Source organism: Mycobacterium sp. URHD0025, assembly GCF_000426065.1.
Classification (GTDB): Bacteria; Actinomycetota; Actinomycetes; order Mycobacteriales; family Mycobacteriaceae; genus Mycobacterium.
On record NZ_AUEQ01000014.1, the window covers coordinates 126105 to 146953 of the forward strand.

Sequence of the window (20849 nt, forward strand, 5' to 3'; positions counted from 1 at the left end):
GTGAGCGAGTTTACGAGCGAACCCTCGACGACGAGCGGTTCCCGCCTTCCGCTGGCTGGTATCACCGTCATCGCGATGGAGCAGGCGGTCTCCGCGCCCATGTGCACCCGGGTGCTCGCCGACTTCGGCGCCCGGGTGATCAAGATCGAGAACCCCAAGGGCGGCGACTTCGCCCGTGACTACGACGATGTCGTGCTGGGCCAGGCGGCCCACTTCGTCTGGGCGAACCGGGGTAAGGAATCGGTCACGCTCAACCTGAAGTCACCGGAGGGGATGGAGGTGCTGCACCGGTTGCTGGATGGTGCCGACGCGTTCGTGTCCAATCTCGCGCCCGGTGCCACCGCGCGCCTGGGGCTCGGGCCCGAGGACCTCGAAGTGCGTCACCCGCAGGTGATCCCGGTCGAGATCGACGGCTACGGCCCCGGGGGGCCGCTGTCGCACAAGCGCGCCTACGACTTGCTGGTGCAGGCCGAGTCCGGGTCATGCGCGTCGACGGGACATGCCGGGATGCCTGCCAAACCCGGTGCGGCCGTGGCGGATATCACCACCGGTCTGTATTCGGCGCTGTCCATCATGGCGCTGCTGCTCGGCCGGGCCCGTAACGGCGACACCGGTGCCGCACCGGCCGTCGCGGTCAGCCTGTTCGACACGATGACCGACATCATGGGCTACCAGCTGACCTACACCCAGCACTCCGGCATCGACCAGATCCCACTCGGGATGAGTTCCCCTGCGGTGGCGCCCTATGGTGCCTTCGATACCCGCGACGGGCAGACGGTGGTACTGGGGACCACCAACGACCGGGAATGGCAGCGGCTGGCCCGCGAGATCATCGAACGCCCCGATCTCGCCGACGACCCGCGTTTCGCCACGAACTCCGATCGCTGTGCCCACCGGGATGTGCTGAACAAGGCCATCGAATCCTGGTGTGCCGAACACGATCTCGACGACATCCAGCAGACCGCGGACAAGGCCGGCATCGGCAATTCGCGATACAACCTGCCCAGCGAGGTCATCGCCCATCCGCACCTGACAGCGCGGGACCGATGGCGCCAGGTCGGTACACCGGAGGGCGAGATCGCGGCGCTGCTGCCGCCCCCGGTGATCAGCGGCCTGGAGTTGGGTATGGGTGCCGTGCCAGGGCTCGGCGAGCACACTGATGTCATCCTGAGCGGGCTCGGCCTGAGCGCCGAGCAGATCGCCGGCCTCCGTGAGCAGGGCGCCATCGGCCCGGCCTACTCGCGGTCCTGATCAACAGAGCGGAGATTCCCATGCGCGAAACCGTCATCGTCGAGGCCGTCCGCACCCCGGTCGGCAAGCGCAACGGCGGCCTGTCCGGATTCCACGCTGCCGACCTGTCGGCGCTGGTGCTCAACGCACTGGTGGAGCGGGCGGGTATCAGTCCCGACATCATCGACGACGTGGTCTGGGGCTGCGTCTCTCAGGTCGGTGATCAATCCAGCAACATCGGCCGCTACTCGGTGCTGGCCGCGGGCTGGCCCGAACACATCCCCGGCACCACGGTCAACCGGGCATGCGGGTCCAGCCAGCAGGCACTGGATTTCGCGGTGCAGGCCGTGATGTCGGGCCAGCAGGACGTGGTGGTCGCAGGCGGCGTGGAGGTGATGAGCCGGGTCCCGCTGGGGGCGGCCCGGGCCACCGGCACCCCGTATGGGCCGAAAGTGTTTGAGCGGTATCGGGATTTCGCGTTCAACCAGGGCATTTCGGCCGAGATGATCGCCGAGAAGTGGGGCTTCGGCCGGACCCAGCTGGACGAGTACTCCGTTGCCTCGCACGAGCGGGCCGCGGCCGCCCAGGACCGCGGTGCCTTCGAGCACCAGATGATCACGGTGTTCCCGGACCCGGCCGATCAGGTGGATCCGGTGGTCGCCGACGAGGGCGTGCGCCGCGGCACCACGGTGGAGAAACTGGCCGGCCTCAAGCCCGCATTCGCCGAGGACGGCGTGATCCACGCGGGTAACTCCTCGCAGATCTCCGACGGTGCCGCGGCGCTGTTGGTGATGACCGCCGAAAGTGCTGTCACGATGGGTCTTTCGCCGATCGCGCGGTACCGCGCGGGTGCGGTGACGGGAGCCGATCCGGTGTTGATGCTGACCGGGCCGATCCCGGCCACCGAGAAGGTGCTGCACAAGGCCGGTGTGCGTCTCGACGAGGTGGGCGTGTTCGAGGTGAACGAGGCCTTCGCCCCGGTGCCGCTGGCCTGGTTGGCCGAGACCGGAGCCGACGACGCCAAATTGAACCCGCTCGGCGGTGCCATCGCGCTGGGGCACCCGCTCGGCGCGTCCGGGGCGGTGTTGATGACGCGGATGATCAACCACATGCGCGACAACGGGATTCGTTACGGGTTGCAGACCATGTGTGAGGGCGGCGGCACTGCCAACGCCACGCTGGTCGAACTCATCGACTGACGTCAGGGAGAAGTAGTGCAACGCAATCTGTTCACCGAGGACCACGAGGCATTCCGCGCGCTCGCGCGCGATTTCATCGAAAAGGAAGTCGTCCCCGCCTATCCCGAGTGGGAGAAGGGTGGCCGGATGCCGCGTGACGTCTTCAAACACATGGGCGAGCTCGGCATGCTCGGTATGGCGATCCCCGAGGAGTACGGCGGCGCGGGCGTCGACGATTACCGCTACAACGTGGTGCTGCAGGAGGAGGCGGCCAGGGCGTTGGTGACGTTGTCGACGGTGCGTACGCAACTTGAGGTGATCCTGCCGTACTTCCTGCACTACGCGAACGACGAGCAGCGCCGGCGCTGGTTCCCCGGGCTGGCCGCGGGCACGTTGTTGACCGCGGTCGCCATGACCGAGCCGGGCACCGGTTCGGACCTGGCCGGGATGCGCACCACCGCGGTCCGTGACGGTGACGAGTTTGTGCTCAACGGTGCCAAGACGTTCATCACCGGCGGTATCCAGGCCGATCTGGTGGTCGTGGTGGCGCGGACTTCCACCGACCCGGAGAACCGACGAAAAGGCCTGACACTGCTTGTCGTCGAGGACGGCATGGCCGGGTTCGAGCGCGGTCGCGAGCTGGAGAAGATGGGCTGCAAGGTGCAGGACACCGCTGAGCTCTCGTTCACCGACGTGCGGGTGCCCGTGGCCAACGTGCTCGGAGCCGAAGGCGAGGCGTTCAGCTACCTCGGACACAATCTGGCCCAGGAGCGGCTCACCGTGGCCGTCGGTTCGGTGGCGCAGGCACGTTCGGCGATCGCCGCGGCCATCGGCTACACCAAGGATCGGAAGGCGTTCGGTCAGCCGGTGGCCTCTTTTCAGAACACGAAGTTCGAACTCGCTTCGTGCTCCACAGAGGTCGAAGCGGCCCAGGCGATGCTCGACCGGGCGGTAGCGCTGCACGTCGACGGCGAGCTGTCCGGTGCCGACGCGGCCAGGGTGAAATTGTTCTGCACGGAGATGCAGGCGCGGGTGGTCGATCGTTGCCTGCAGCTCTTCGGCGGGTACGGCTACATGATGGAGTACCCCATCGCCCGGCTGTATACGGACGCCCGGGTGGCGCGCATCTACGCCGGCACCAGCGAGGTCATGAAGGTGATCATCGCCAAGTCCCTCGGCCTCTGAGCGGGCGCATCCGGCGGTTGTGACAGCCATCGGAAAATTCTTCTCCTGAGACTCTTGTCACAGACGGTCAAACCAACCTACTGTGTGTTCACTAGGTTGGTTTGACGAAGGAGTCCGGTGACTTCAGTGGCAGGGGCAGAGGCGTCTTCTGGGGGTGCACGGCCCTATGAGACGCTCCTGGCCAAGGGGGAAGACCGCAGGCAGCGGATACTTTCCGTGGCCGAGAAGCTGCTGGCTCGCAATGGCTGGCGCAACACCTCGCTGGCTCAGATCGCCAGGGAAGTCGGCGTCACGCCGGCCGGTCTGCTTCACCATTTCGAGTCGAAGGAGCAACTGCTCAACGCGGTACTCGATGCGCGCGATCTCGATGACGACACCCATGCCGACCGGTCCGGTGATCTCGCTCAGGAGATCAAGCGGGTGGCCGAACGGTTCGTCCGGGCGCCTGAGCTGGTCGGCACCTTCACCGTGCTCCTGGTCGAGAACATCCAACCCGATGCGCCACTGCACGATCGTTTGCTGAAACGGCAACAGGCGGCGCGCGACATCGTCACCGACATCATCACCCGCGGCCAGCTCAGCGGCCGCTATCGCTCCGACTTCGACGCGGCCACCAAGGCCGTGGAGATCCTGGCATTCATCAATGGAATGGAGACCTCATGGCTACTCGATCCCTCGCTCCCGTTGACGGACGTGTTCAAGGGCTACGCCGAGACGCTGGGGAGGGACCTGGGGCGGGGCACAGAGCAGCCGGACGGCCGCAACGGGGCGGCCGGCCAGTGAGATTGGAGGACGACATGCGGTATCGGCTTGATGTGGTCGCCCCCTGCGTCGTTGACGCGGTCCGGTTCGCCGGTGGCTGGCTGGTGGACCGGGTGATGGCGGGGTGGGATGTCACGGTGCTGATCGGCGCCGACGAAGACGTCCGGCCCCTGACGATCCTCGGGGTGGAAACCATTGCCCTGGAGTCCGTGCTGGAGTCGTGGGAGGACCGCCCCCATCCGCAGACCGTCGCGGTGGCCGCAGACCTGTTCAACAGCGACGAGCGGGTGAGACGCGGCGTGCTCGGCGCGCTCGAGCAGGGGCATACCGAGGTGACGCTGTGGGGCGACGAGTGTCCGGCGGATCTCAGCGTCGACCCGGTGCGTCACGAACTGTCCGCTGCGGCACGGGCTTTCAAGGCGCAGGCACTCGCTGCCGTCAACGATCCCGAGGCCGCTCTTGTCGGAAATACCGAGGCATTCCGATGCGGCACGATGGTCAGCCGCTCGGTGCCGGCCGACCTGATTCCGGCCAGCTGACAAGAACGGAATTCTGCCAAGAGCAGATCAATTCCTGCCACCGGAATTAACCCTCTGACCAGGGTGTTTGATGTGTCAGATCGGCGAAATGCAGTACCGAGTCGTCGACTTGTGGAGCCGTAGCGCGACGCTCGACGCCACCCGGAGAACACATCGGAAGAGGGCACCACCATGAAGAAGATCGGTTTCGCCACCCTGATCGCCAGTGGGCTGACTGCGGCGGTGTTCGGCTTGGCCGCTCCGGCACAGGCCGATCCCGCCTCGCCCGTCGGGCCGCACTACACCGTCGACAATCACGACGAGATCAACACCACGAACGGCTTTGTGGACCTTCCGTTCTGACCCGTTCAGGCTGAAACGAACTGAGGCCCTGCTCGAGGAATCGAGCAGGGCCTCATTTTCGGCTTGTGAAGGCGGAAACGGTCACAACGCGGCGGATTGCTGCTCAATACTGACCGCGATCCGCCGCACGACGACGGATCACCCGGTGCGTCAGCTGACCGGTTTCGCCTTTCGCTCGAACGCGTCGCGGTCCGCCTGAGGGCGCAGTGGATTCAGCGCGTAGACCACGCAGAATTCCTTGCCGGCGGGGTCGGCCATGATGACCCACTTCCCGGGATGATCAACGAAGGAATCGTCGATCACCGTGGCGCCCAGACCTTTGAGGCGTTCCACTTCGGCATCCAGATCATCGGTGTGGATGTCGAGATGGACTCCGGCTTGGCCGGAGTGCACATTCTGGACCACGACGCGGAAATCCTCCGACGCACCGTGGAGGATGCAGTAGTCGGGAGCTTGGCGTGGACGGTATTGCTCCGCGCCGAGAGCGCCGGCCCAGAAATCGGCGGTTGCGCCTTGGGCGTCGGACGGAGCGTCGATGATGAGTGTGTTCAGAAGGATGCGATGCATCTGAACTTGCCCTACCCGGAAATGAGGGTCGGCATCGCGGCCCAGCCTCGGACCGCCGCGGTTTCCGACGGCACCGTGTTCTCCCAGTCGACCTCCCACTCCGGGAAGCGCTTGAGGATCTCCTCCAATGCGATGCGTCCTTCGAGCCGGGCCAGCGCGTTACCCATGCAGAAGTGCGTTCCTGCGCCAAAGGTCATGTGCGCGTGCTGTTCCCGGTGGATGTCAAAGACATCACCATCGGGCGCAAACCGGCGGTGGTCGCGGTTGGCCGCGCCGACCAGCATCAGCATCGCCGACCCCTCGGGCACGGTCTGGCCGTAGTACTCCACGTCGCGGGTGACGTAGCGGGCGATCTGCAGGGCGGGTGGCTCCCACCGCAGGATCTCCTCGATCGCCTGGGGGATGAGCCCTGGGTTCGCCACCAGGTCACGGCGTTGCTCAGGGTATTCCGCCAGCGTCTTGCCGGCCCAGCCGATCAGCCTGGTGGTGGTTTCGGAACCGGCGGTGGCGATGACGGTCAGGTACAGCAGCAACTCGTCGCGGCGCAGCTTGCGCACCGTGCCGGTCTCGTCTTCGAACTCGGCGTTGAGCAGGTCGGTCATGATGTCGTCGGAGGGGTGTTCAGCGCGCCAGTCGATGAACTCGGCGAACACCTCGCCGGTCGCCAGCGCGTCGACCGTCTGGCCCTGCAGGATCTCCTCACCGTGGTCGGTGATCTGTCGCTGCCGTTCCTCGGGGATGCCCAACAGCATGCCGATCACGCGCATGGGCATCTGCTCGCCGAGATCGTTGACGAAGTCGAAGCGGTCCCCGCCCACGAGCGGATCGAGGCAGCGTGCGGTGAACTCGCGGATCTGCGGTTCCAGGGCCAGCACCTTGCGCGGCGTGAACATCCTCGACAGCAGGTTGCGGTGGATGTTGTGGATCGGCGGATCCTCGAAAATCAATGTCCCCGGGGGGATTTCCATCCCGGACTTGATGATCTCCAGTACGGCTCCCCGGCCGGAGATGAACGTCTCGTGATCGATCACCGCTTTGTTGACGTCGTCGTAGCGGCTCAGCGCATAGAAATCGTGCTGCTCGTTGTAGTACAGCGGGGCTTCTTCCCTCATCCGGGCGAACACCGAATACGGGTTCATGTTGAGGTCGACGCTGTAGGGGTCGTAGTACAGATCGGCCGCGGCCGGTGCGGTCATGACGGCTTCACCGCGACGCGAGTTTGCTGACGTTGTTGTGATGTGGGCACGGGTGATCTCCTGGAGGGATTGAAAGTGCTGAGCACCTGCCTAGCAGACGGGCAGCCGCCCGGTCAAGGAATCGGGCGGATTGACGCCCAGATCCGTCTGGTGCGCAACGCATTCCATCGCATATTGGTATCGGCGGCCAGCAACTTCGGGCACCACCGGGGCGCCACGTTGAAAGTCCTGGTCAATGTGTCGATCACATTGGTTGGTGCATTACTTTGCCACGATGGTGTAAAAACACAACACCGTTGCAAAAATCGCACGATGGTGCTTAACATCTCCCCAACGAACCGCCCGAAGCGCGGGGCACTCTGCTCCGCGTCGGCTCACATCTGCCCACCCGAGTGATGACCAAGGGGAAGACATGTCGCAAGATCAGTCCGGTTCCGTCGCCACCGATTCCGATGGCCGGCCTTACGTCACGGTGTCGATCGACAGCCATGTCGGCCCGTCGGTCAGAGACCAGCTGCGCCCGTACTGCGACGCGAAGTACCTCGACGAGTTCGACCGCTTCGTAAACGAGATGGAGAGCCAGGGCCTCTTGTCGTGGCGGTCGTCGGAGGCGAACTCCGGCGGGAAGCAGAGCTGGTCACTGGGGAAGTCGCAGGCTGAACGGGGTAAGGCCCAAGCCGAAAAGGCGCCGACCACTCAGGGCAGGGCCGCGGCCGAGAAGTTGGACGACGCCCAAGCCGAGAAGTTCGGGAAGCAGGCCGGTATCCGCAACGCCGACCAGGTCGGTGCGCGGTTCCTGCAACGCAGCTACGAGCACAGTCTGGCGCCCGGACTGCAGGACCATGATGCGCGGATCGCCGACATGGACGAACAGGGTGTTGCCGCGGACGTCATCTTCCACGGTGGCCTCAACGGTCAATCGATCCCGTTCTCGACCACCGGGCTCATCAGCTGGGGGGATTCCGCCTACAACGATCTCGAGCGGGTCGGGGTCCGAATCTACAACCGATGGTTGGCCGACTTCGTGTCATTGGCGCCGGAACGGCACGCCGGCATCGCGCATATACCGATCTCCGATCTGAGCGCGTGCCCGCAGGAGATCGAGTGGGCCGCCGAGGCGGGACTGAAAGGTATCAATCTGCCTGCCCCCCGAGGCGATTTCCCGATGCTCAATGACCCTGCGTGGGAACCTATTTGGGCCGCCTGTAACGAGACCGGAATGTCGGTGAACACGCACGGCGGCGGCGGTGAGCACTACCCGTACGAGGGTCAGGGTGCGCAGATGATGTACATGATGGAGACGCCGTTCCGGACCCGCCGGGGTCTTTGGGTGATGATCTTCAGCGGTGTGTTCGAGCGCTACCCGAATCTCAAGCTGGTGCTCACCGAGCAATGGGTGGACTGGGCGCCGGAGGCGATGGCCAACATGGATGGGCTTTACCACGGCCCGACCGGCGCCGCGATCCGCGCCAAGCTGCCCAAGCCGCCATCGGAGTACTTCCGCCGGAACTGCTTCATCGGTGCGAGTTTCATGTCCAACGGTGAAGCCAAACTGGCCGTAGAGCACGACCTCGTCGACAACGTCATGTGGGGCGACGACTATCCGCATGCCGAGGGAACCTTTCCGGACACCCGCGAGGCCATGCGCTTCACCTTCTCCGATGTCGATCCCGCGCACACTCGGAAGTTCCTGGGCGAGACCGCTCTTGATCTGTACGGCCTGGATCGCGAGAAGTTGACGAAGGTGGCCGACCGGATCGGTCCGACGGTCGATCAGGTCGCGACGCCGTACACGCTTCCCGAGGACGCCGTTGTCGGCCTCTACGCCTTCCGGACCGGGCCGGGAATCTTCGTCTGATCCAAACCCAGTCTGATCCCAGAGCCAATTCCCCTGTCGGAGGAGGATTCCCACCATGGACGACACCACTGGTCTCAAGGCGCCGTGCCGGCTGGTCACGCCCGAGGAGGTCGCGCATCTCAATGAGCACGGGTGGGTGAAGCTCAAACGGTTCGTCGATCCCGACGTGCTCGCGAGGATGCTCGAGCTCGCCCGCGAAAAGATGGGTGAGGACGCGGACAGCAATCCGTTGAAAGCGGGTCTGGCCCCGCCCACGGACGGTGAGGCCCAAGGTGTATTGGCTTACTTCAACGCCGAGCGCAGTGGTGGCCTGGGCAACCCGGTGCTGCGACCACTGATCGACGAGATCGGCAAGAGCGCAACACTGCTGCTGGGCCGGCGCACCAACAGCGGCTCAGCTGTCGGGGTCAGGTACTACAACGACTTCTTCGTGCCCAAGCTGCCTTCCACGAAGTCGTCCCGGCACGGTGGTAATGGGGCGACGGCCTTCCATCAGGACTACATCACCTTTGCGGTCGACCGGACCGGTGGCATGACGTTCTGGATTCCGTTGGAGCCCTATGGGCCAGAGGCCGGAACCATGTCGTTCGTCAACGGGTCACACCGTCTCGGTGTGCTCGGTGACTACACCACCTATGGCGGTGGCGACGCACTGGAGGCATTTCCGGAGCTGCGCGACCTCGACATGAGTGAGCAGATGACCTACGAGCTGGGCGACATCACCGTGCACACCCACCTGACCATCCACGGCGCAGGCGCGAACGTGATGGACCGTCCGCGGTGGGGCTACCTGCTGGTCGTGCAGCCCGAAGATGTCTGCTGGAACGGATCGCCGTGCCCGAACTTCGACACGACGGACATGGCGCAGTGGACCGCGTTGAACGACGAGCGATTCCCGCTGATCGGCTGAAGGGCACGTTGTTGAACACTGTTTCACGCTTTCCCAACCGGAACTTCATGCAGGTGTGCTGGGTGGTTCCGGACCTTCGTCTCGCCATCGAATCCTGGTCCCGCAGTGCGGGAGTGGGGCCGTTCTTCTGGTTCGACGGCGTGGGCTGCGTCGAGGGTCGCCATCGGGGTGCCCCCGCCGATTTTCCGGCGGTGACCGCCGCCATCGCCTACGCGGGAGACCTGCAGATCGAGCTCGTCTGCCAGGACAACGACGACCCCGGGGTGTTCCGCGATGTTTTCGAGCGGGGACAGTTCGGTCTGCACCACATGGCATTGGTCTGTACCGACTATGAGTCCGAGCGCGATGCCTACATCGACGGGGGAGCGGCACTCGCGTTCGAGGGGCAGATCGGCAACAGCCGCACGTGTTGGGTCGACACCACTCCCACGCTCGGGTTCATGGTGGAACTACTCGAGCCCAGCCCGGCACGTGAAGCCGGATTCGCCGCGATGCGTGCCGCCGCGCAGTCTTGGGACGGCGCCGATCCCATCACCAGGTTCTGAAGCGGACAAGGCTGATGGACGACACAGACGACATGGACGACTCTGACGACGTGGAAGACGCACCGGCTTCGACGTTCCCGCAACTGTTCGCCGAGATCGTCGCCGCGCGCGCGGACCACGACGCGCTGATCTTCGCCGGGCGAACGTTCACCTACCGGGAACTCGATCAGCGTTCGGCGCGAATGGCGCGCGCCCTCCTGGCGATCGGCGCTGCGAAAGGAACCCGGATCGCACTGTTGGCGCCCGACAGCGCGCTGCTGATCACCACGTTCTACGCGGCGTTGCGCATCGGTGCACTCGTCACCCCGATCAGCACGTTGACCACGCCCAACGAGCTTTCCCACATCGTTCGGACCAGCGATGCACAGATTCTGATCGGGGTCCGGCGGTTCCTGACTCGTGACTACGGGCACAACCTCGAAGCGGCCCTGGCAGGTCTCGCCGACGCCAGGCCTGAGGGGCTGCGCCTGCCTGCCGCCCCGTATCTGCGGTCGGTGTGGCTCGATGACGTCGCCGGATTGCCTTGGGCCCGTTCGGTCGAAGATCTGCTGGAACGGGCCGATACTCCCGACTCGCCGGACGCCGCGTTGCTGGCCGCCGTCGAGACCGAGGTGGTGCCAGGGGACGACGCATTCGTCGTCTACACGTCGGGCAGCACTGCCACACCCAAGGCCGTGGTCCACGGCCAGTGGGCAGTCGCCCGCCAGCCCCCGGTCCTGGCCACGTATTTCGACGTCCAACCCGCCGATCGGACCTTGTGCCTACTGCCCGCCTTCTGGATGGGTGGCATCTCGGCGGCACTGCAAGTGCTCAGTACCGGAAGCACATTGGTGTATGCCACCAGTCCGGACATCGACGTCGTGCTCGACACCATCGAACGCCATCAGGTCACCAACATCGTGGTCTGGCACATGTTGGCCAAACTCCAGGCGGCCGCACGAGCTCGTGGTATCGATCTCGACGCCGTCAAGATCACCACCGGGCCGACGTGGGACGAGAACGGTGACCCCATCCCGCGCCACCTGCAGACCCGGATGCTCGGGATGTCGGAGAGCTTCGCGCCACACAGCGCGGAGCCCGTGAACAGACGCCTGCCCGAGTCGAAGGCCGGCGCCGCCGGCCGTGCGGTCAACGGCATCGAACGGCGGGTGGTCGATCCGCACACCGGCGTCGAGGTGGCGCCCGGCGAGGTCGGCGAACTGCAACTGCGTGGTGGCGCGCTGATGACGGGTTTCTACAAGGTGCCGCGGCACGAGGTGTTCACCGCAGACGGTTTCTTCCCGACCAGGGACCTGGTCCGGATCGATGCCGACGGTTACGCCTTCTTCGTCGGGCGGATCAGCGACATGATCAAGACCAACTCCGCCAACGTGTCTCGCCTCGAGGTGGAGGCGGCGCTGAACTCCCTGTCCGAGGTGGAGTTGTCGCTCGTCGCCGGTCTGCCTGATCCGGAGCTCGGCGAAATCGTCGCGGCCGCAGTTGTTCCCGCGGCGGGCCGCGAACCGGATGAGGAAGGCTTGCGGGCGGCGTTGCGCGAAACACTGTCGAGCTTCAAGATCCCGCGTCGGATCGTCTTCATCACCCACGACGACGTGCCCAGGACGCCGACCGGAAAAGTGCGGCTCTCCGAACTGACCGAACTCATCACAGCCCATCTCGCGGCACAGGCACGGACCCATCACGTGACTGCGGCCGGCGGGTGAACACCGACAAGGAGACGCGGCACATGTCAGAGCAGGTAGAGCAAGCACAGCACAAGCAGCGACCTTCGGCGGAAGAGATTGTGCTGTATGAGAAGAACCCGGAAACCAAGATCGCCACGATCACCCTCGACCGCGCCGACGAACTCAACGCGATGACGATCGACGCCCAGCATCGCTACGCGGACCTCGTCCACAACGCCAGCATCGATGACGACGTGAAGGTGCTGGTGATCCGGGCGAACGGACCCAACCTGGGTAGCGGCGCCGATCTCACCGAACTGTTGGACACCATGGCCGGCCGCGGTGACGGCAGCATGAACCATGCGGTTCGGGTTCCCGAGGATGCCGACGTGGTCTATCCGCCGGTGGGGACCTACCGCCGCCGGGCGTCGACGGTGCAGTTCTACACCGATCCGAGCGCCGGTATGCGCAGCCTTCAGGACTTCAAGAAGATCAGCATCCTGGAGGTTCGTGGGTACTGCTACGGGTGGCACTTCTACCAGGCCGCCGACGCCGACATCGTGGTCGCGTCCGAAGATTCACTGTTCGGTCATGCCGCCTGGCGCTACGCGGGATTCGCTGCGCGGCAATGGCAGTGGTGCAACACGATGGGCGCGCGGAAGTTCATGGAGATGGTGTTCACCGGTCGGCCGTTCACCGCCAAGGAGATGTACGAGTGCAATTTCATCAACGCCGTGGTGCCCTTCGACGAGCTCGAGGCGATGACCGACAAGTACGCGCTGGCCTGTTCTCGCAGTCGTCCCACCGACACGGTGTTCGCCCAGAAGACCTTCTTCGAGATCTACAAGCAGCATCAGGGTGAATACATGGGCAGTATCGTCGCCGGCCTCCTGGAGTCCACCCTGGATCAGCTCCGGCCCGACCCCGACACCAGGGGCATGGAACTGGATTCGGAGACCCTGGAAAACCTGACCGACACGGTCAAGGACAACGACAGTCAGTTTCCCCCGGACTGGCGCCTGAGCCGGCGGGGCCGGGCTGCCCGCTAGGAGATCCAGACATGTTGGTGATCACCAATGCCAAGGTCTTCGACGGCCGCACACTGCTTCCCGGCCTGCGTAGTGTCACGCTCGACGGCAACACCATCGCCGCGATCGACGCCCCGCCCGCCACGGCCGACGATGTGATCGACGCTGCGGGCATGACCCTGATGCCGGGCCTGATCAGCAGCCATCTGCACCCGGACTTCTACAAGTTCGACATCGCCGACAGCGACCGGCTCGGCAAGGAACGCCCGCCGGGGGTTCTGATGGCGATCGGGGTCCGCACCTGCCGGGTGCTGTTGGAGAGCGGGTTCACCGGATACTCGGGCGCCTCCTGCTCCAACGACATCGACGCGCAACTCAAGATGGCCATCGACGAAGACATCATCCCGGGGCCACGGATCCGCGCGTGCGGACACCATCTCGGTACCACGGGTGACATGAACAACGGCGGCCGATGGTGGAAGGCCTATCAGACACCGGGAACCGATGTCTGCGCCGACGGTCCCGATGCCCTGCGCAGGCTGGTGCGCCAAGAGATCAACCGCGGTGCCGAAACCATCAAGATCTTCGCCAGTGCCGGCCACGGCCAGCCGAATCGGACCACCCGCAACATGTCGCGTGACGAGATCGCCGCGATCATCGACACCGCCCACGAACGCGGCGCCAAGGTCCGTGCGCACGTCGCCGACAAGGCGATGATCATGGAGTGCATCGAACTCGGCCTCGATGTCGTCGATCACGGCGACGAGGTCGATGCGGAAGTCATCGCGGCCATGGTGGAGGCAGGAACCTTCTGGGTGCCGAGCCTGATCTTTCTCCGCAGTGTGCTCGAGCTCGGCCTCGGCGAGAACCTCGGTGTGCGCCGCGAGCAGTACGACCACGTCCGCGCCATGCTGCCGGCGGCCCAGGAGGCCGGCGTGCGCATCCTGATCGGTGACGATTACAGCGGGGTCTTCCGCGACATGATGGACGACGATCCGCTGGACCATCAGGTCGGAAACTACGGTCGCGAGTTCGCGTACTACGGCCAGATCGACGGCCTTTCGCCGGAAGTTGTGCTCAGCTGGGGCACCCTCAACGCCGGTCAGCTGCTGGTGGATTCGCCGGCGCGGGTGGGAGTGATCGAGCCCGGCGCCCTGGCGGACCTGATCATCGTCGACGGCGATCCCGTCGCTGACCTCTCGTTGCTCGCCCGTCCCGCCGAAGCCCTGCGCGCCGTCATCCGCGACGGCGCGGTGGTGATCGACCGGATGAGCGAGCGCGTGCACTCCAGAAACGAGGAACTGTGTCCACAGTGACAGATCAAAAGGTTGTTTTCGTGACCGGTGCGGGTTCCGGGATCGGACGGGCCGCGGCAGAGGCGTTCGCCCGCCGCGGCTACGCGGTGGCACTCGGAGACGTCGACGAGGAGGCCGGAGCCAAGGTCGAGGCGGAGTTGAACCATTGGGGGACAGCGACGTTCATCCCATGCGATGTGACCGACGACGCGCTCGTCGCCGACGCCGTGGCCCGAACCGTCGCGACGTACGGTCGCCTCGATGCGGCGTTCAACTCCGCGGGAATCGACGGCGAACACGGCAAACCGACCGCAGAAGGCACCATGGAGAACTGGAACAGGGTGATCGCCGTCGACCTGACCGGGACGTGGTCGTGCATGCGCTATCAGATTCCGGCGATCATCGAGACGGGAGGCGGCGCCATCGTCAACTGCGCCTCGGTGGCCGGGTTACGCGCCGCGCCGACCGTGTCGGCCTACACCGCGGCCAAACACGGTGTCGTCGGATTGACCAAGGTGGCCGCGCGGGAGTACGCGAGCCAGGGCCTTCGCATCAACGCCATCTGCCCCGGCACGGTCGACACCCCGATGTTTCGCGCGTCGATGTCGCCCGAGGTGATCGAAAACCTGCTCGCCGCAACCCCTGTCGGCCGTCTGGCCGAGGCCGCGGAGATCGCCGACACGGCTGTGTGGTTGTGCGATGACGCCCCGGGCTACCTCACCGGCCAGGCGATCGCGGTCGATGGCGGTATGGGCGCATGAGCCGCGTCGAATCCTGCACGCCCACCGAAGGGAACGACCAAGTGTCCAGCCAAGTGTCCACTGAACAGTCAGTGCCCGCCGGAGATGTGTATTACGACCCGTATGACCTGGAGATAAACCGGGACCCGTACCCGACGTTCCGCAGGCTGCGGGACGAGGCACCGCTCTACCACAACGAGCGGCACGACTTCTATGCGGTGAGCCGCCATGCGGATGTGGCGAAGGGACTGTCGGACCGCAACACGTTCACGTCGGGCCGCGGCAACATTCTCGAGCTGATCAAGTCGGGGATCGAGATGCCGCCGGGGCTGGTCATCTATGAGGACGCCCCCACGCACACCATCCATCGCAAGCTGGTCTCGAAGATGTTCACGCCGAAGACCGTGGCGTCACTTGAGCCGAAGATCCGGGCCTTCTCCGCAGCCTGTCTCGATCCGCTGGTCGGATCGAATCGGTTCGACCTCGTCGCCGAGTTCGCTGCCAAGATGCCGATGCGGGTCATCGGCATGCTGCTCGGCATTCCCGAGGAGGACCAGGAGCAGATTCGCGACCGCAGCGATGCGAATCTGCGAGTTGCCCCCGGCAAGGCCATGAAGTTCAAGCAAGACACTCTCGTTCGGGGCGGGGTGTTCGCCGAGTACCTCGATTGGCGGGTGGACAATCCGTCCGACGACATCATGAGCGAACTTCTGCACCTTGAGTTCGTCGATGAGACCGGTACCGAGCGGCGACTGACCCGGGACGAGATACTTGCCTATGTCCAGGTGGTCGCCGGTGCGGGCAACGAAACCACCACGCGACTGATCGGCTGGACGGCCAAGGTGCTTGCCGCACACCCGGACCAGCGTCGTGAACTCGTCGAGGATTATTCCCTGATTCCCAACGCCATCGAAGAGATCCTGCGCTACGAAACGCCCGCACCGCACATCGGCCGATATGTCGCGAGCGACGCGGAATTTCACGGCCAGACCGTTCCTGCCGGCAGCGCAATCCTCTTCGTGGCAGGTGCGGCGAATCGTGACGACCGGGTCTACGCCGACCCGGACCGCTTCGACATCCACCGCAAGGTATCGTCGCCGCTCACCTTCGGGATGGGGGCGCATTTCTGCCTGGGCGCGGCGCTGACCCGGCTCGAGGGGCGGATCGCGCTCGAGGAGATGCTGACCCGCTTCCCGGAGTGGGACGTAGATCTCGAGGCCGCGAGCCTGTCGCCCACCTCCACCGTCCGCGGCTGGGAGCAACTGCCCATGGTGGTGTCGTGAACCAGAACCTCGTTACAATTTCGAAGAAAGGTGTCAATGTGCTTTCACAACAAGCCGACGGGAAAATGATGACCGCTGAGGAGATCGTGCGTGCCGAGATCGCCGCATGGGGGAACAACGACGTCGACGAAATCATGAGTCACTTCGCCGATGACGCCACCTTCGACATCGGTCCCGAGTGGCCGAAACTGGCCGGCCGCGATGCCATCCACGAGATGATGAAGGTGTTCTTCGCCGGAGGGAAGTGCGTCGACCTGGAAATCCGGTATCTCGCCGTCGACGGGGATGTCGTTTTGATGGAGCGCAGCGATCATTGGGTCGTGGACGGAAAGCAGATGAGCTGGCCGGTGATGGGGGCCTACGAAGTGAAAGACGGCAAGATCACGGCCTGGCGGGAGTACTTCTACCCGCCCAAGGATCTTTCGTCGGATTCCGCGTAACCGACATCGATGACCACCTTGCCGACCGCTCGTCCGTCGGCGACACATCGCAGTGCTGCGGCGGTGGTATCGAGCGGATAGACCGCACCGATGTGAGGCCGCACGTCGCCGGTGACCAACAGCTCGCGTAGTTCGGCCTCATTACGGGTGAACTCGTCGGGGTCGATGTCCTGAAACTGAAATCCGAGGACATGAATCCCTTTGACCAGGACCAGGTTCAGCGGGATGCGGGGGATGACACCCGAAGCGTATCCGATCGTCACGAACCGGCCGCCACGGCGCAGCGACCGCAAGGCCGGCTCCGACAGGTCCCCACCTACGGGGTCGAGCACCGCGTGCGCACCGCCGGGCAACGCTTCCCGCAGCCCCGCGCGCAGATCGCCTCGTGCGTGGTCGACGAGCTCGGCGGCGCCGTATCGTGCTGCGGTCGAGAGCTTTTCGTCCGAGGACGCCACCGCGGTCACCCGCGCGCCCAGTGCCGCCGCGAGCTGCACCGCGGCCAAACCGACGCCGCCACCGGCACCGAGCACGATCACCTCGTCCCCCGAGGAGATCCGGGCCACCGACCGCAGTGCGTGATAAGCGGTGCGGTGGGCGACACCGAACGCGGCCGCGGTGCGGTCGTCCACACCGTCGGGAACCCGGGCCAGCCCGGCGGTCGGCACGCACACCTGTTCGGCGAATGCGCCGAACAAACCGGTGCCGGTCACTCGGTCACCCACGGCGAAATCCCCGGTGTCCTCAGCCACTTCGGTGATGACGCCGGAGAACTCGCTGCCCGGGATGAAAGGCACCGGCACCGTGATCTGGTAACGGTCGGCGACCAGCAGCACGTCGGGGAAGTTCACCGCGGCCGCGCCGACCTGAACCCGAACCAGGCCCCGGGAGATGGGGGGAGTGGGAAGTTCATGGACGCGAACCACTTCCGGTGGCCCGTATTCCGGGCAGACCGCGGCTCTCACCGGTAATCGCTGGACTCGGCGAGTTCGGCGGCCGAGGCCATCAAGTCGGTCACCACCGGTCCGAAGGCCAGCAACTTCTCGTCGTCCCCGGCTCGCTGAAAACCCTGCTCCAGCACGATCGCCAGCTTCCACCGGGCGAGCACCAGGTAGTAGTCCAGGTCGTCGACCTGGCGTCCGGACACCTCCGCATAGTGGGCCACCACGTCGTCACGCGTCGGCATGCCGCGCATGTCGACATAGCCCATCTCGGACGGCTCCGGGTTGTTCACGTCGGCAGGCCACGACTGCACCATCCAGGCCAGGTCCAGCTTCGGGTCGCCGACCGTACCCATCTCCCAGTCCACGATGGCGGCCATCGTGGCCGGGGCGCCATGGCGGTACATGACATTGGCGAACTGGTAGTCGCCGTGCATCAGGCCGGGGATGAAATCGAGCGGCTTGCGGGCCCGCAGCCAGTCCGTGGCCACCTCAAGCCCCGGCAATTCACGGTTCTTGATCCGGTCGAGGAACCCGATCCAGCGGTCGACTTGACGCTCGTGAAAGCTGTCGGGCCGGCCGAGATCGCTCAGGCCTTTGGCCTGCCAATCCACCTTGGACAACAGCGCAATGCCCTCCGCCAGTTGATAACTCAGCCCCGCGCGGGTGCTCAGATCGGTGTCGAACGGTTCGGGCCAGCGGCCATGGGTGTCCATGGGGGACCAGCCGTCGACGAAGCCCATCAGATAGAACGGCCGGCCGAGCACCTCGGGATCGGCGCACACGCCGACCGCGGCGGTGTGTGGCACCTCTGTCCCGTCGAGCGCCTCGATGATGCGCCACTCCCGCAGGATGCCCTTGTCCCGGTCCGGCGGTGCCCCGGGTGGCGGCATACGCAGGACGCAGTTGTGCTCGCCACGACGGATCTCGTAGATCACGTTCTGGGTTCCGCCGGAGAGGAACCGGGCTACCAGCGGCTCGCCTTTGCCGGGCAGACCGGCGTTGTCCATCCAATCGGCAAGGCGCGCAATGTCTATCTCACTCACAGATTCCCCACCTCGGCTTCGAGGTAATCGGCGAACTTCGCCTTCGCGGCTTCGCGCTTGCGCGGGATCCACTCGCTGGGCCACGTGTCGGTGGTCGGCTGGTAGTCGCGCAACACCTGCCGGGCGACGGTGGTCTTGTGTACCTCGGTCGGGCCGTCGGCCAGTCCCATCACCGCGGCGCCGGTGACCATGCCCAGGAAGGGCATCTCGTTGGTGACACCGAGCGCACCGTGGACCTGCATTGCCCGCCAAGCGATGTCGTGGAGCACGGTGGGCATGGCCACCTTGACCGCGGCGATGTCCTTGCGGACCTTCTTGTAATCGTTGTACTTGTCGATCTCCCATGCGGTGTACAGGACCATCAGCCGGAATTGCAGCAACTGGGCGTAGGAGTCGGCGATGTAGCCCTGGACGAATTGCTTGTCGGACAGGCGGCTGCCCTGGGTTTCGCGGCTGAGCGCGCGTTCGCACATCATGTCCAGCGCCTTCTGCGCCAGGCCGATCGTGCGCATCGCGTGATGGATCCGACCGCCGCCCAACCGGGTCTGGGCGATCACGAAGGCTTGGCCCTCACCGCCCAGCAGTGCCTCGGCAGGCACCCGGACGTTGTCGTAGTGGATGAGAGCATGCGAGCCCTCGTTGTCCCGTTCGCCGTAGAGGCCGACATTGCGCACGATCTTGACGCCAGGAGTGTCGGTCGGAACCAGGAACATCGACATACCCTGGTAGGCGCTGACCTCAGGATTGGTCACCACCATCACGATCAGGAACGATGCTGTTGCGGCGTTGGAGGAGAAGAACTTCCATCCGTTGATAATCCAGTCTGCGCCTTTTCCGGATCCGTCGCGTACCGCGCTGGTGGTGAACAGGGTCGGGTCCGCGCCGGCGTGCGGTTCGGTCATCGAATAACAGGAGAACAATTCACCCTCGAGCAGCGGATGCAGGTACTGCTTCTTCTGCTCCTCGGTGCCGTAATGCGCGATGATCTCGGCGTTTCCGGTATCGGGGGCCTGGCAGCCGAACACGATCGGCGCCCATTGCGAACGACCGAGAATCTCGTTGAGCAGGGCCAGCTTCAGCTGTCCGTAGCCTTGTCCACCGAGTTCTGGCCCGAGATGCGTTGCCCACAGGCCCTTTTCGCGCACCTGTGCCTTGAGCGGATCGATCGCCTCCCGACGCTTGCCCTCCAACCGGGTGAACTGCAGGTGCGGCCAGGCCAGGTCGAGCGGTTCGACGTGCTCGGTCACGAAGTCGTCGGCCCAGTCCAGTAATTCCTGATACTCGGGGTCGGTCTCGAAATCCCACGCCATCGGGGGTTCCTCCGATCTAGTTGTTGGGGGTAGCTAGTTGGGGGTGTTGAAGCCGGTGATCAGTGCGCCGATGTCACGTGCGACCACGTCGGTGAAGGTGCGGTCGCCGAAGCTGCCCCCGGCCCAGTGCCGGACGCCTTCGCTGACGAGGATCTGGGCCAGTCGAGACAAGTGCGTCACGTCGACGTGGGCGCCCAGCTTGCCGTCGGCCTGGGCTCGAGCGAACAACTCGCCGAACATGTCGGCATCCTGGGTCTCCTGGTCGACGTCGCCGGCCAGGATCCGGTGTTCGTGCCGGTAGCCCTCCAGGATGGTCTCGACGATCAGGTCGGGAGGGTTGCGCGCCATCGACCGTTCGAGGCTGCGCAGTGCCTCGGCGATCACGGCCATGACGTCGTAATCGCCGACCAGCATCGACTTGACCCGCTTCTGTGCCAGTCGGGTGGAGGTCAGGCCGACCTCGAACAGCACGTCCTCTTTGGCCGGGAAATAGAAGTAGAACAGGGCCCTGGATACACCCGCGGCACGGCAGATGTCGGCGACCGTGGTCTTGCCGTATCCGTTCGTCCGCCAGAGCGCCATCGCCGCCTGCACCAGGTCGCGCTTGGTCTGGTGTGAGCGGGCCCGTTGGAACGAGGCGCGGCGTTGACTGCTGTCAGCAGTGTCGGCGGCCGCTGTTCTGGGCATATCGGCACTGTAGCAGCGGTTCGGCTGGTTGAAAATAGTTGACGTATGTCTAACTAACTCAAGGTGTTGCTAGAGCGGCCTGCGCTGGCGTGTTCCGCCTGGGGAC

The 20849-nt window shown here is 65.0% G+C and carries 21 protein-coding genes; 15 read left to right on the top strand and 6 right to left on the bottom strand.

Annotated elements, in window-relative coordinates; translation table 11 throughout:
* From H977_RS0122460 to H977_RS35665, 6 genes are all read left to right on the top strand, one after another.
* Complete coding sequence (locus tag H977_RS0122460) at nucleotides 1–1251, top strand: CaiB/BaiF CoA transferase family protein (RefSeq protein ID WP_286162668.1); 1251 nt, start codon at nucleotides 1–3, stop codon at nucleotides 1249–1251.
* Between the two features lie 20 nt (nucleotides 1252–1271).
* Nucleotides 1272–2429 carry a thiolase family protein gene (locus H977_RS0122465; protein WP_029109981.1) on the top strand — a complete coding sequence of 386 codons (1158 nt, stop codon included), beginning with the start codon at nucleotides 1272–1274 and terminating at the stop codon, nucleotides 2427–2429.
* A 15-nt stretch (nucleotides 2430–2444) separates the two neighbouring features.
* Complete coding sequence (locus tag H977_RS0122470; RefSeq protein ID WP_029109982.1) at nucleotides 2445–3593, top strand: acyl-CoA dehydrogenase family protein; 1149 nt, start codon at nucleotides 2445–2447, stop codon at nucleotides 3591–3593.
* Nucleotides 3594–3710: 117 nt separating this feature from the next.
* Nucleotides 3711–4376, top strand: a complete 666-nt coding sequence (locus tag H977_RS33700; RefSeq protein ID WP_502691195.1) for a TetR/AcrR family transcriptional regulator — start codon at nucleotides 3711–3713, stop codon at nucleotides 4374–4376.
* 14 nt (nucleotides 4377–4390) lie between these two features.
* A complete protein-coding gene (locus H977_RS0122480) occupies nucleotides 4391–4894 on the top strand; it encodes a hypothetical protein (RefSeq protein ID WP_029109983.1) in 504 nt (167 codons plus the stop codon).
* A gap of 171 nt (nucleotides 4895–5065) precedes the next feature.
* Entirely contained in the window at nucleotides 5066–5236 is a 171-nt protein-coding gene (locus tag H977_RS35665) for a hypothetical protein (RefSeq protein WP_196808301.1), read from the top strand.
* A gap of 150 nt (nucleotides 5237–5386) precedes the next feature.
* Here H977_RS35665 and H977_RS33705 read toward each other — a convergent pair whose 3' ends face one another.
* Both H977_RS33705 and H977_RS0122495 read right to left on the bottom strand, forming a co-directional pair.
* A complete protein-coding gene (locus H977_RS33705; RefSeq protein ID WP_051289002.1) occupies nucleotides 5387–5803 on the bottom strand; it encodes a VOC family protein in 417 nt (138 codons plus the stop codon).
* 11 nt (nucleotides 5804–5814) lie between these two features.
* A complete protein-coding gene (locus H977_RS0122495; protein ID WP_029109984.1) occupies nucleotides 5815–6999 on the bottom strand; it encodes a cytochrome P450 in 1185 nt (394 codons plus the stop codon).
* A 412-nt stretch (nucleotides 7000–7411) separates the two neighbouring features.
* Here H977_RS0122495 and H977_RS33710 point away from each other — a divergent pair, with 412 nt between their 5' ends.
* The 9 genes from H977_RS33710 to H977_RS33725 are packed head-to-tail and all read left to right on the top strand — an operon-like array spanning nucleotide 7412 to nucleotide 16762.
* Nucleotides 7412–8857 carry an amidohydrolase family protein gene (locus H977_RS33710; RefSeq protein ID WP_051289003.1) on the top strand — a complete coding sequence of 482 codons (1446 nt, stop codon included), beginning with the start codon at nucleotides 7412–7414 and terminating at the stop codon, nucleotides 8855–8857.
* Between the two features lie 55 nt (nucleotides 8858–8912).
* Entirely contained in the window at nucleotides 8913–9767 is an 855-nt protein-coding gene (locus tag H977_RS0122505) for a phytanoyl-CoA dioxygenase family protein (protein ID WP_029109985.1), read from the top strand.
* A gap of 11 nt (nucleotides 9768–9778) precedes the next feature.
* On the top strand, nucleotides 9779–10312 hold the full coding sequence (locus H977_RS0122510) for a VOC family protein (RefSeq protein ID WP_155946775.1): 534 nt from the start codon (nucleotides 9779–9781) through the stop codon (nucleotides 10310–10312).
* A 14-nt stretch (nucleotides 10313–10326) separates the two neighbouring features.
* The gene (locus H977_RS33715; RefSeq protein ID WP_196808302.1) at nucleotides 10327–12015 is read left to right on the top strand and encodes a class I adenylate-forming enzyme family protein; all 1689 of its coding nucleotides are present in this window, start codon (nucleotides 10327–10329) and stop codon (nucleotides 12013–12015) included.
* Between the two features lie 23 nt (nucleotides 12016–12038).
* Nucleotides 12039–13025, top strand: a complete 987-nt coding sequence (locus tag H977_RS0122520; protein ID WP_036476876.1) for an enoyl-CoA hydratase/isomerase family protein — start codon at nucleotides 12039–12041, stop codon at nucleotides 13023–13025.
* A gap of 11 nt (nucleotides 13026–13036) precedes the next feature.
* A complete protein-coding gene (locus H977_RS33720) occupies nucleotides 13037–14320 on the top strand; it encodes an amidohydrolase family protein (protein WP_051289004.1) in 1284 nt (427 codons plus the stop codon).
* A gap of 20 nt (nucleotides 14321–14340) precedes the next feature.
* Complete coding sequence (locus H977_RS0122530) at nucleotides 14341–15060, top strand: SDR family oxidoreductase (RefSeq protein WP_196808303.1); 720 nt, start codon at nucleotides 14341–14343, stop codon at nucleotides 15058–15060.
* A gap of 53 nt (nucleotides 15061–15113) precedes the next feature.
* Nucleotides 15114–16322 (top strand): cytochrome P450, encoded by a 1209-nt coding sequence (locus tag H977_RS0122535; RefSeq protein ID WP_231396040.1) that lies wholly within the window; start codon nucleotides 15114–15116, stop codon nucleotides 16320–16322.
* Complete coding sequence (locus H977_RS33725) at nucleotides 16319–16762, top strand: limonene-1,2-epoxide hydrolase family protein (RefSeq protein ID WP_231396041.1); 444 nt, start codon at nucleotides 16319–16321, stop codon at nucleotides 16760–16762. Before H977_RS0122535 ends, H977_RS33725 begins: the two co-directional genes overlap by 4 nt.
* Here the strand turns inward: H977_RS33725 and H977_RS33730 are convergent.
* Genes H977_RS33730 through H977_RS0122560 form a run of 4 tightly spaced genes read right to left on the bottom strand, consistent with a single transcriptional unit; the run spans nucleotide 16726 to nucleotide 20743 of the window.
* The gene (locus H977_RS33730) at nucleotides 16726–17724 is read right to left on the bottom strand and encodes an NADPH:quinone oxidoreductase family protein (protein ID WP_051289006.1); all 999 of its coding nucleotides are present in this window, start codon (nucleotides 17722–17724) and stop codon (nucleotides 16726–16728) included. The genes H977_RS33725 and H977_RS33730 overlap by 37 nt on opposite strands.
* On the bottom strand, nucleotides 17721–18710 hold the full coding sequence (locus H977_RS0122550; protein WP_051289007.1) for a phosphotransferase family protein: 990 nt from the start codon (nucleotides 18708–18710) through the stop codon (nucleotides 17721–17723). Before H977_RS0122550 ends, H977_RS33730 begins: the two co-directional genes overlap by 4 nt.
* 32 nt (nucleotides 18711–18742) lie before the next feature.
* A complete protein-coding gene (locus tag H977_RS0122555) occupies nucleotides 18743–20056 on the bottom strand; it encodes an acyl-CoA dehydrogenase family protein (protein ID WP_029109991.1) in 1314 nt (437 codons plus the stop codon).
* A gap of 33 nt (nucleotides 20057–20089) precedes the next feature.
* Nucleotides 20090–20743 carry a TetR/AcrR family transcriptional regulator gene (locus H977_RS0122560; RefSeq protein ID WP_029109992.1) on the bottom strand — a complete coding sequence of 218 codons (654 nt, stop codon included), beginning with the start codon at nucleotides 20741–20743 and terminating at the stop codon, nucleotides 20090–20092.
* Nucleotides 20744–20849 lie beyond the last annotated feature (106 nt).

What these genes read in the sequence shown, in the direction of transcription:
- H977_RS33710 (WP_051289003.1), top strand. Translation starts at nt 7,412, where the DNA reads ATGTCGCAAGATCAGTCCGGTTCCGTCGCCACCGATTCCGATGGCCGG.
- H977_RS33720 (WP_051289004.1), top strand. Translation starts at nt 13,037, where the DNA reads ATGTTGGTGATCACCAATGCCAAGGTCTTCGACGGCCGCACACTGCTT.
- H977_RS0122495 (WP_029109984.1), bottom strand. Translation starts at nt 6,999, where the DNA reads ATGACCGCACCGGCCGCGGCCGATCTGTACTACGACCCCTACAGCGTC.
- H977_RS33705 (WP_051289002.1), bottom strand. Translation starts at nt 5,803, where the DNA reads ATGCATCGCATCCTTCTGAACACACTCATCATCGACGCTCCGTCCGAC.
- H977_RS0122505 (WP_029109985.1), top strand. Translation starts at nt 8,913, where the DNA reads ATGGACGACACCACTGGTCTCAAGGCGCCGTGCCGGCTGGTCACGCCC.
- H977_RS0122520 (WP_036476876.1), top strand. Translation starts at nt 12,039, where the DNA reads ATGTCAGAGCAGGTAGAGCAAGCACAGCACAAGCAGCGACCTTCGGCG.
- H977_RS0122480 (WP_029109983.1), top strand. Translation starts at nt 4,391, where the DNA reads ATGCGGTATCGGCTTGATGTGGTCGCCCCCTGCGTCGTTGACGCGGTC.
- H977_RS0122555 (WP_029109991.1), bottom strand. Translation starts at nt 20,056, where the DNA reads ATGGCGTGGGATTTCGAGACCGACCCCGAGTATCAGGAATTACTGGAC.
- H977_RS0122550 (WP_051289007.1), bottom strand. Translation starts at nt 18,710, where the DNA reads ATGGACAACGCCGGTCTGCCCGGCAAAGGCGAGCCGCTGGTAGCCCGG.
- H977_RS0122465 (WP_029109981.1), top strand. Translation starts at nt 1,272, where the DNA reads ATGCGCGAAACCGTCATCGTCGAGGCCGTCCGCACCCCGGTCGGCAAG.
- H977_RS35665 (WP_196808301.1), top strand. Translation starts at nt 5,066, where the DNA reads ATGAAGAAGATCGGTTTCGCCACCCTGATCGCCAGTGGGCTGACTGCG.
- H977_RS33715 (WP_196808302.1), top strand. Translation starts at nt 10,327, where the DNA reads ATGGACGACACAGACGACATGGACGACTCTGACGACGTGGAAGACGCA.
- H977_RS0122560 (WP_029109992.1), bottom strand. Translation starts at nt 20,743, where the DNA reads ATGCCCAGAACAGCGGCCGCCGACACTGCTGACAGCAGTCAACGCCGC.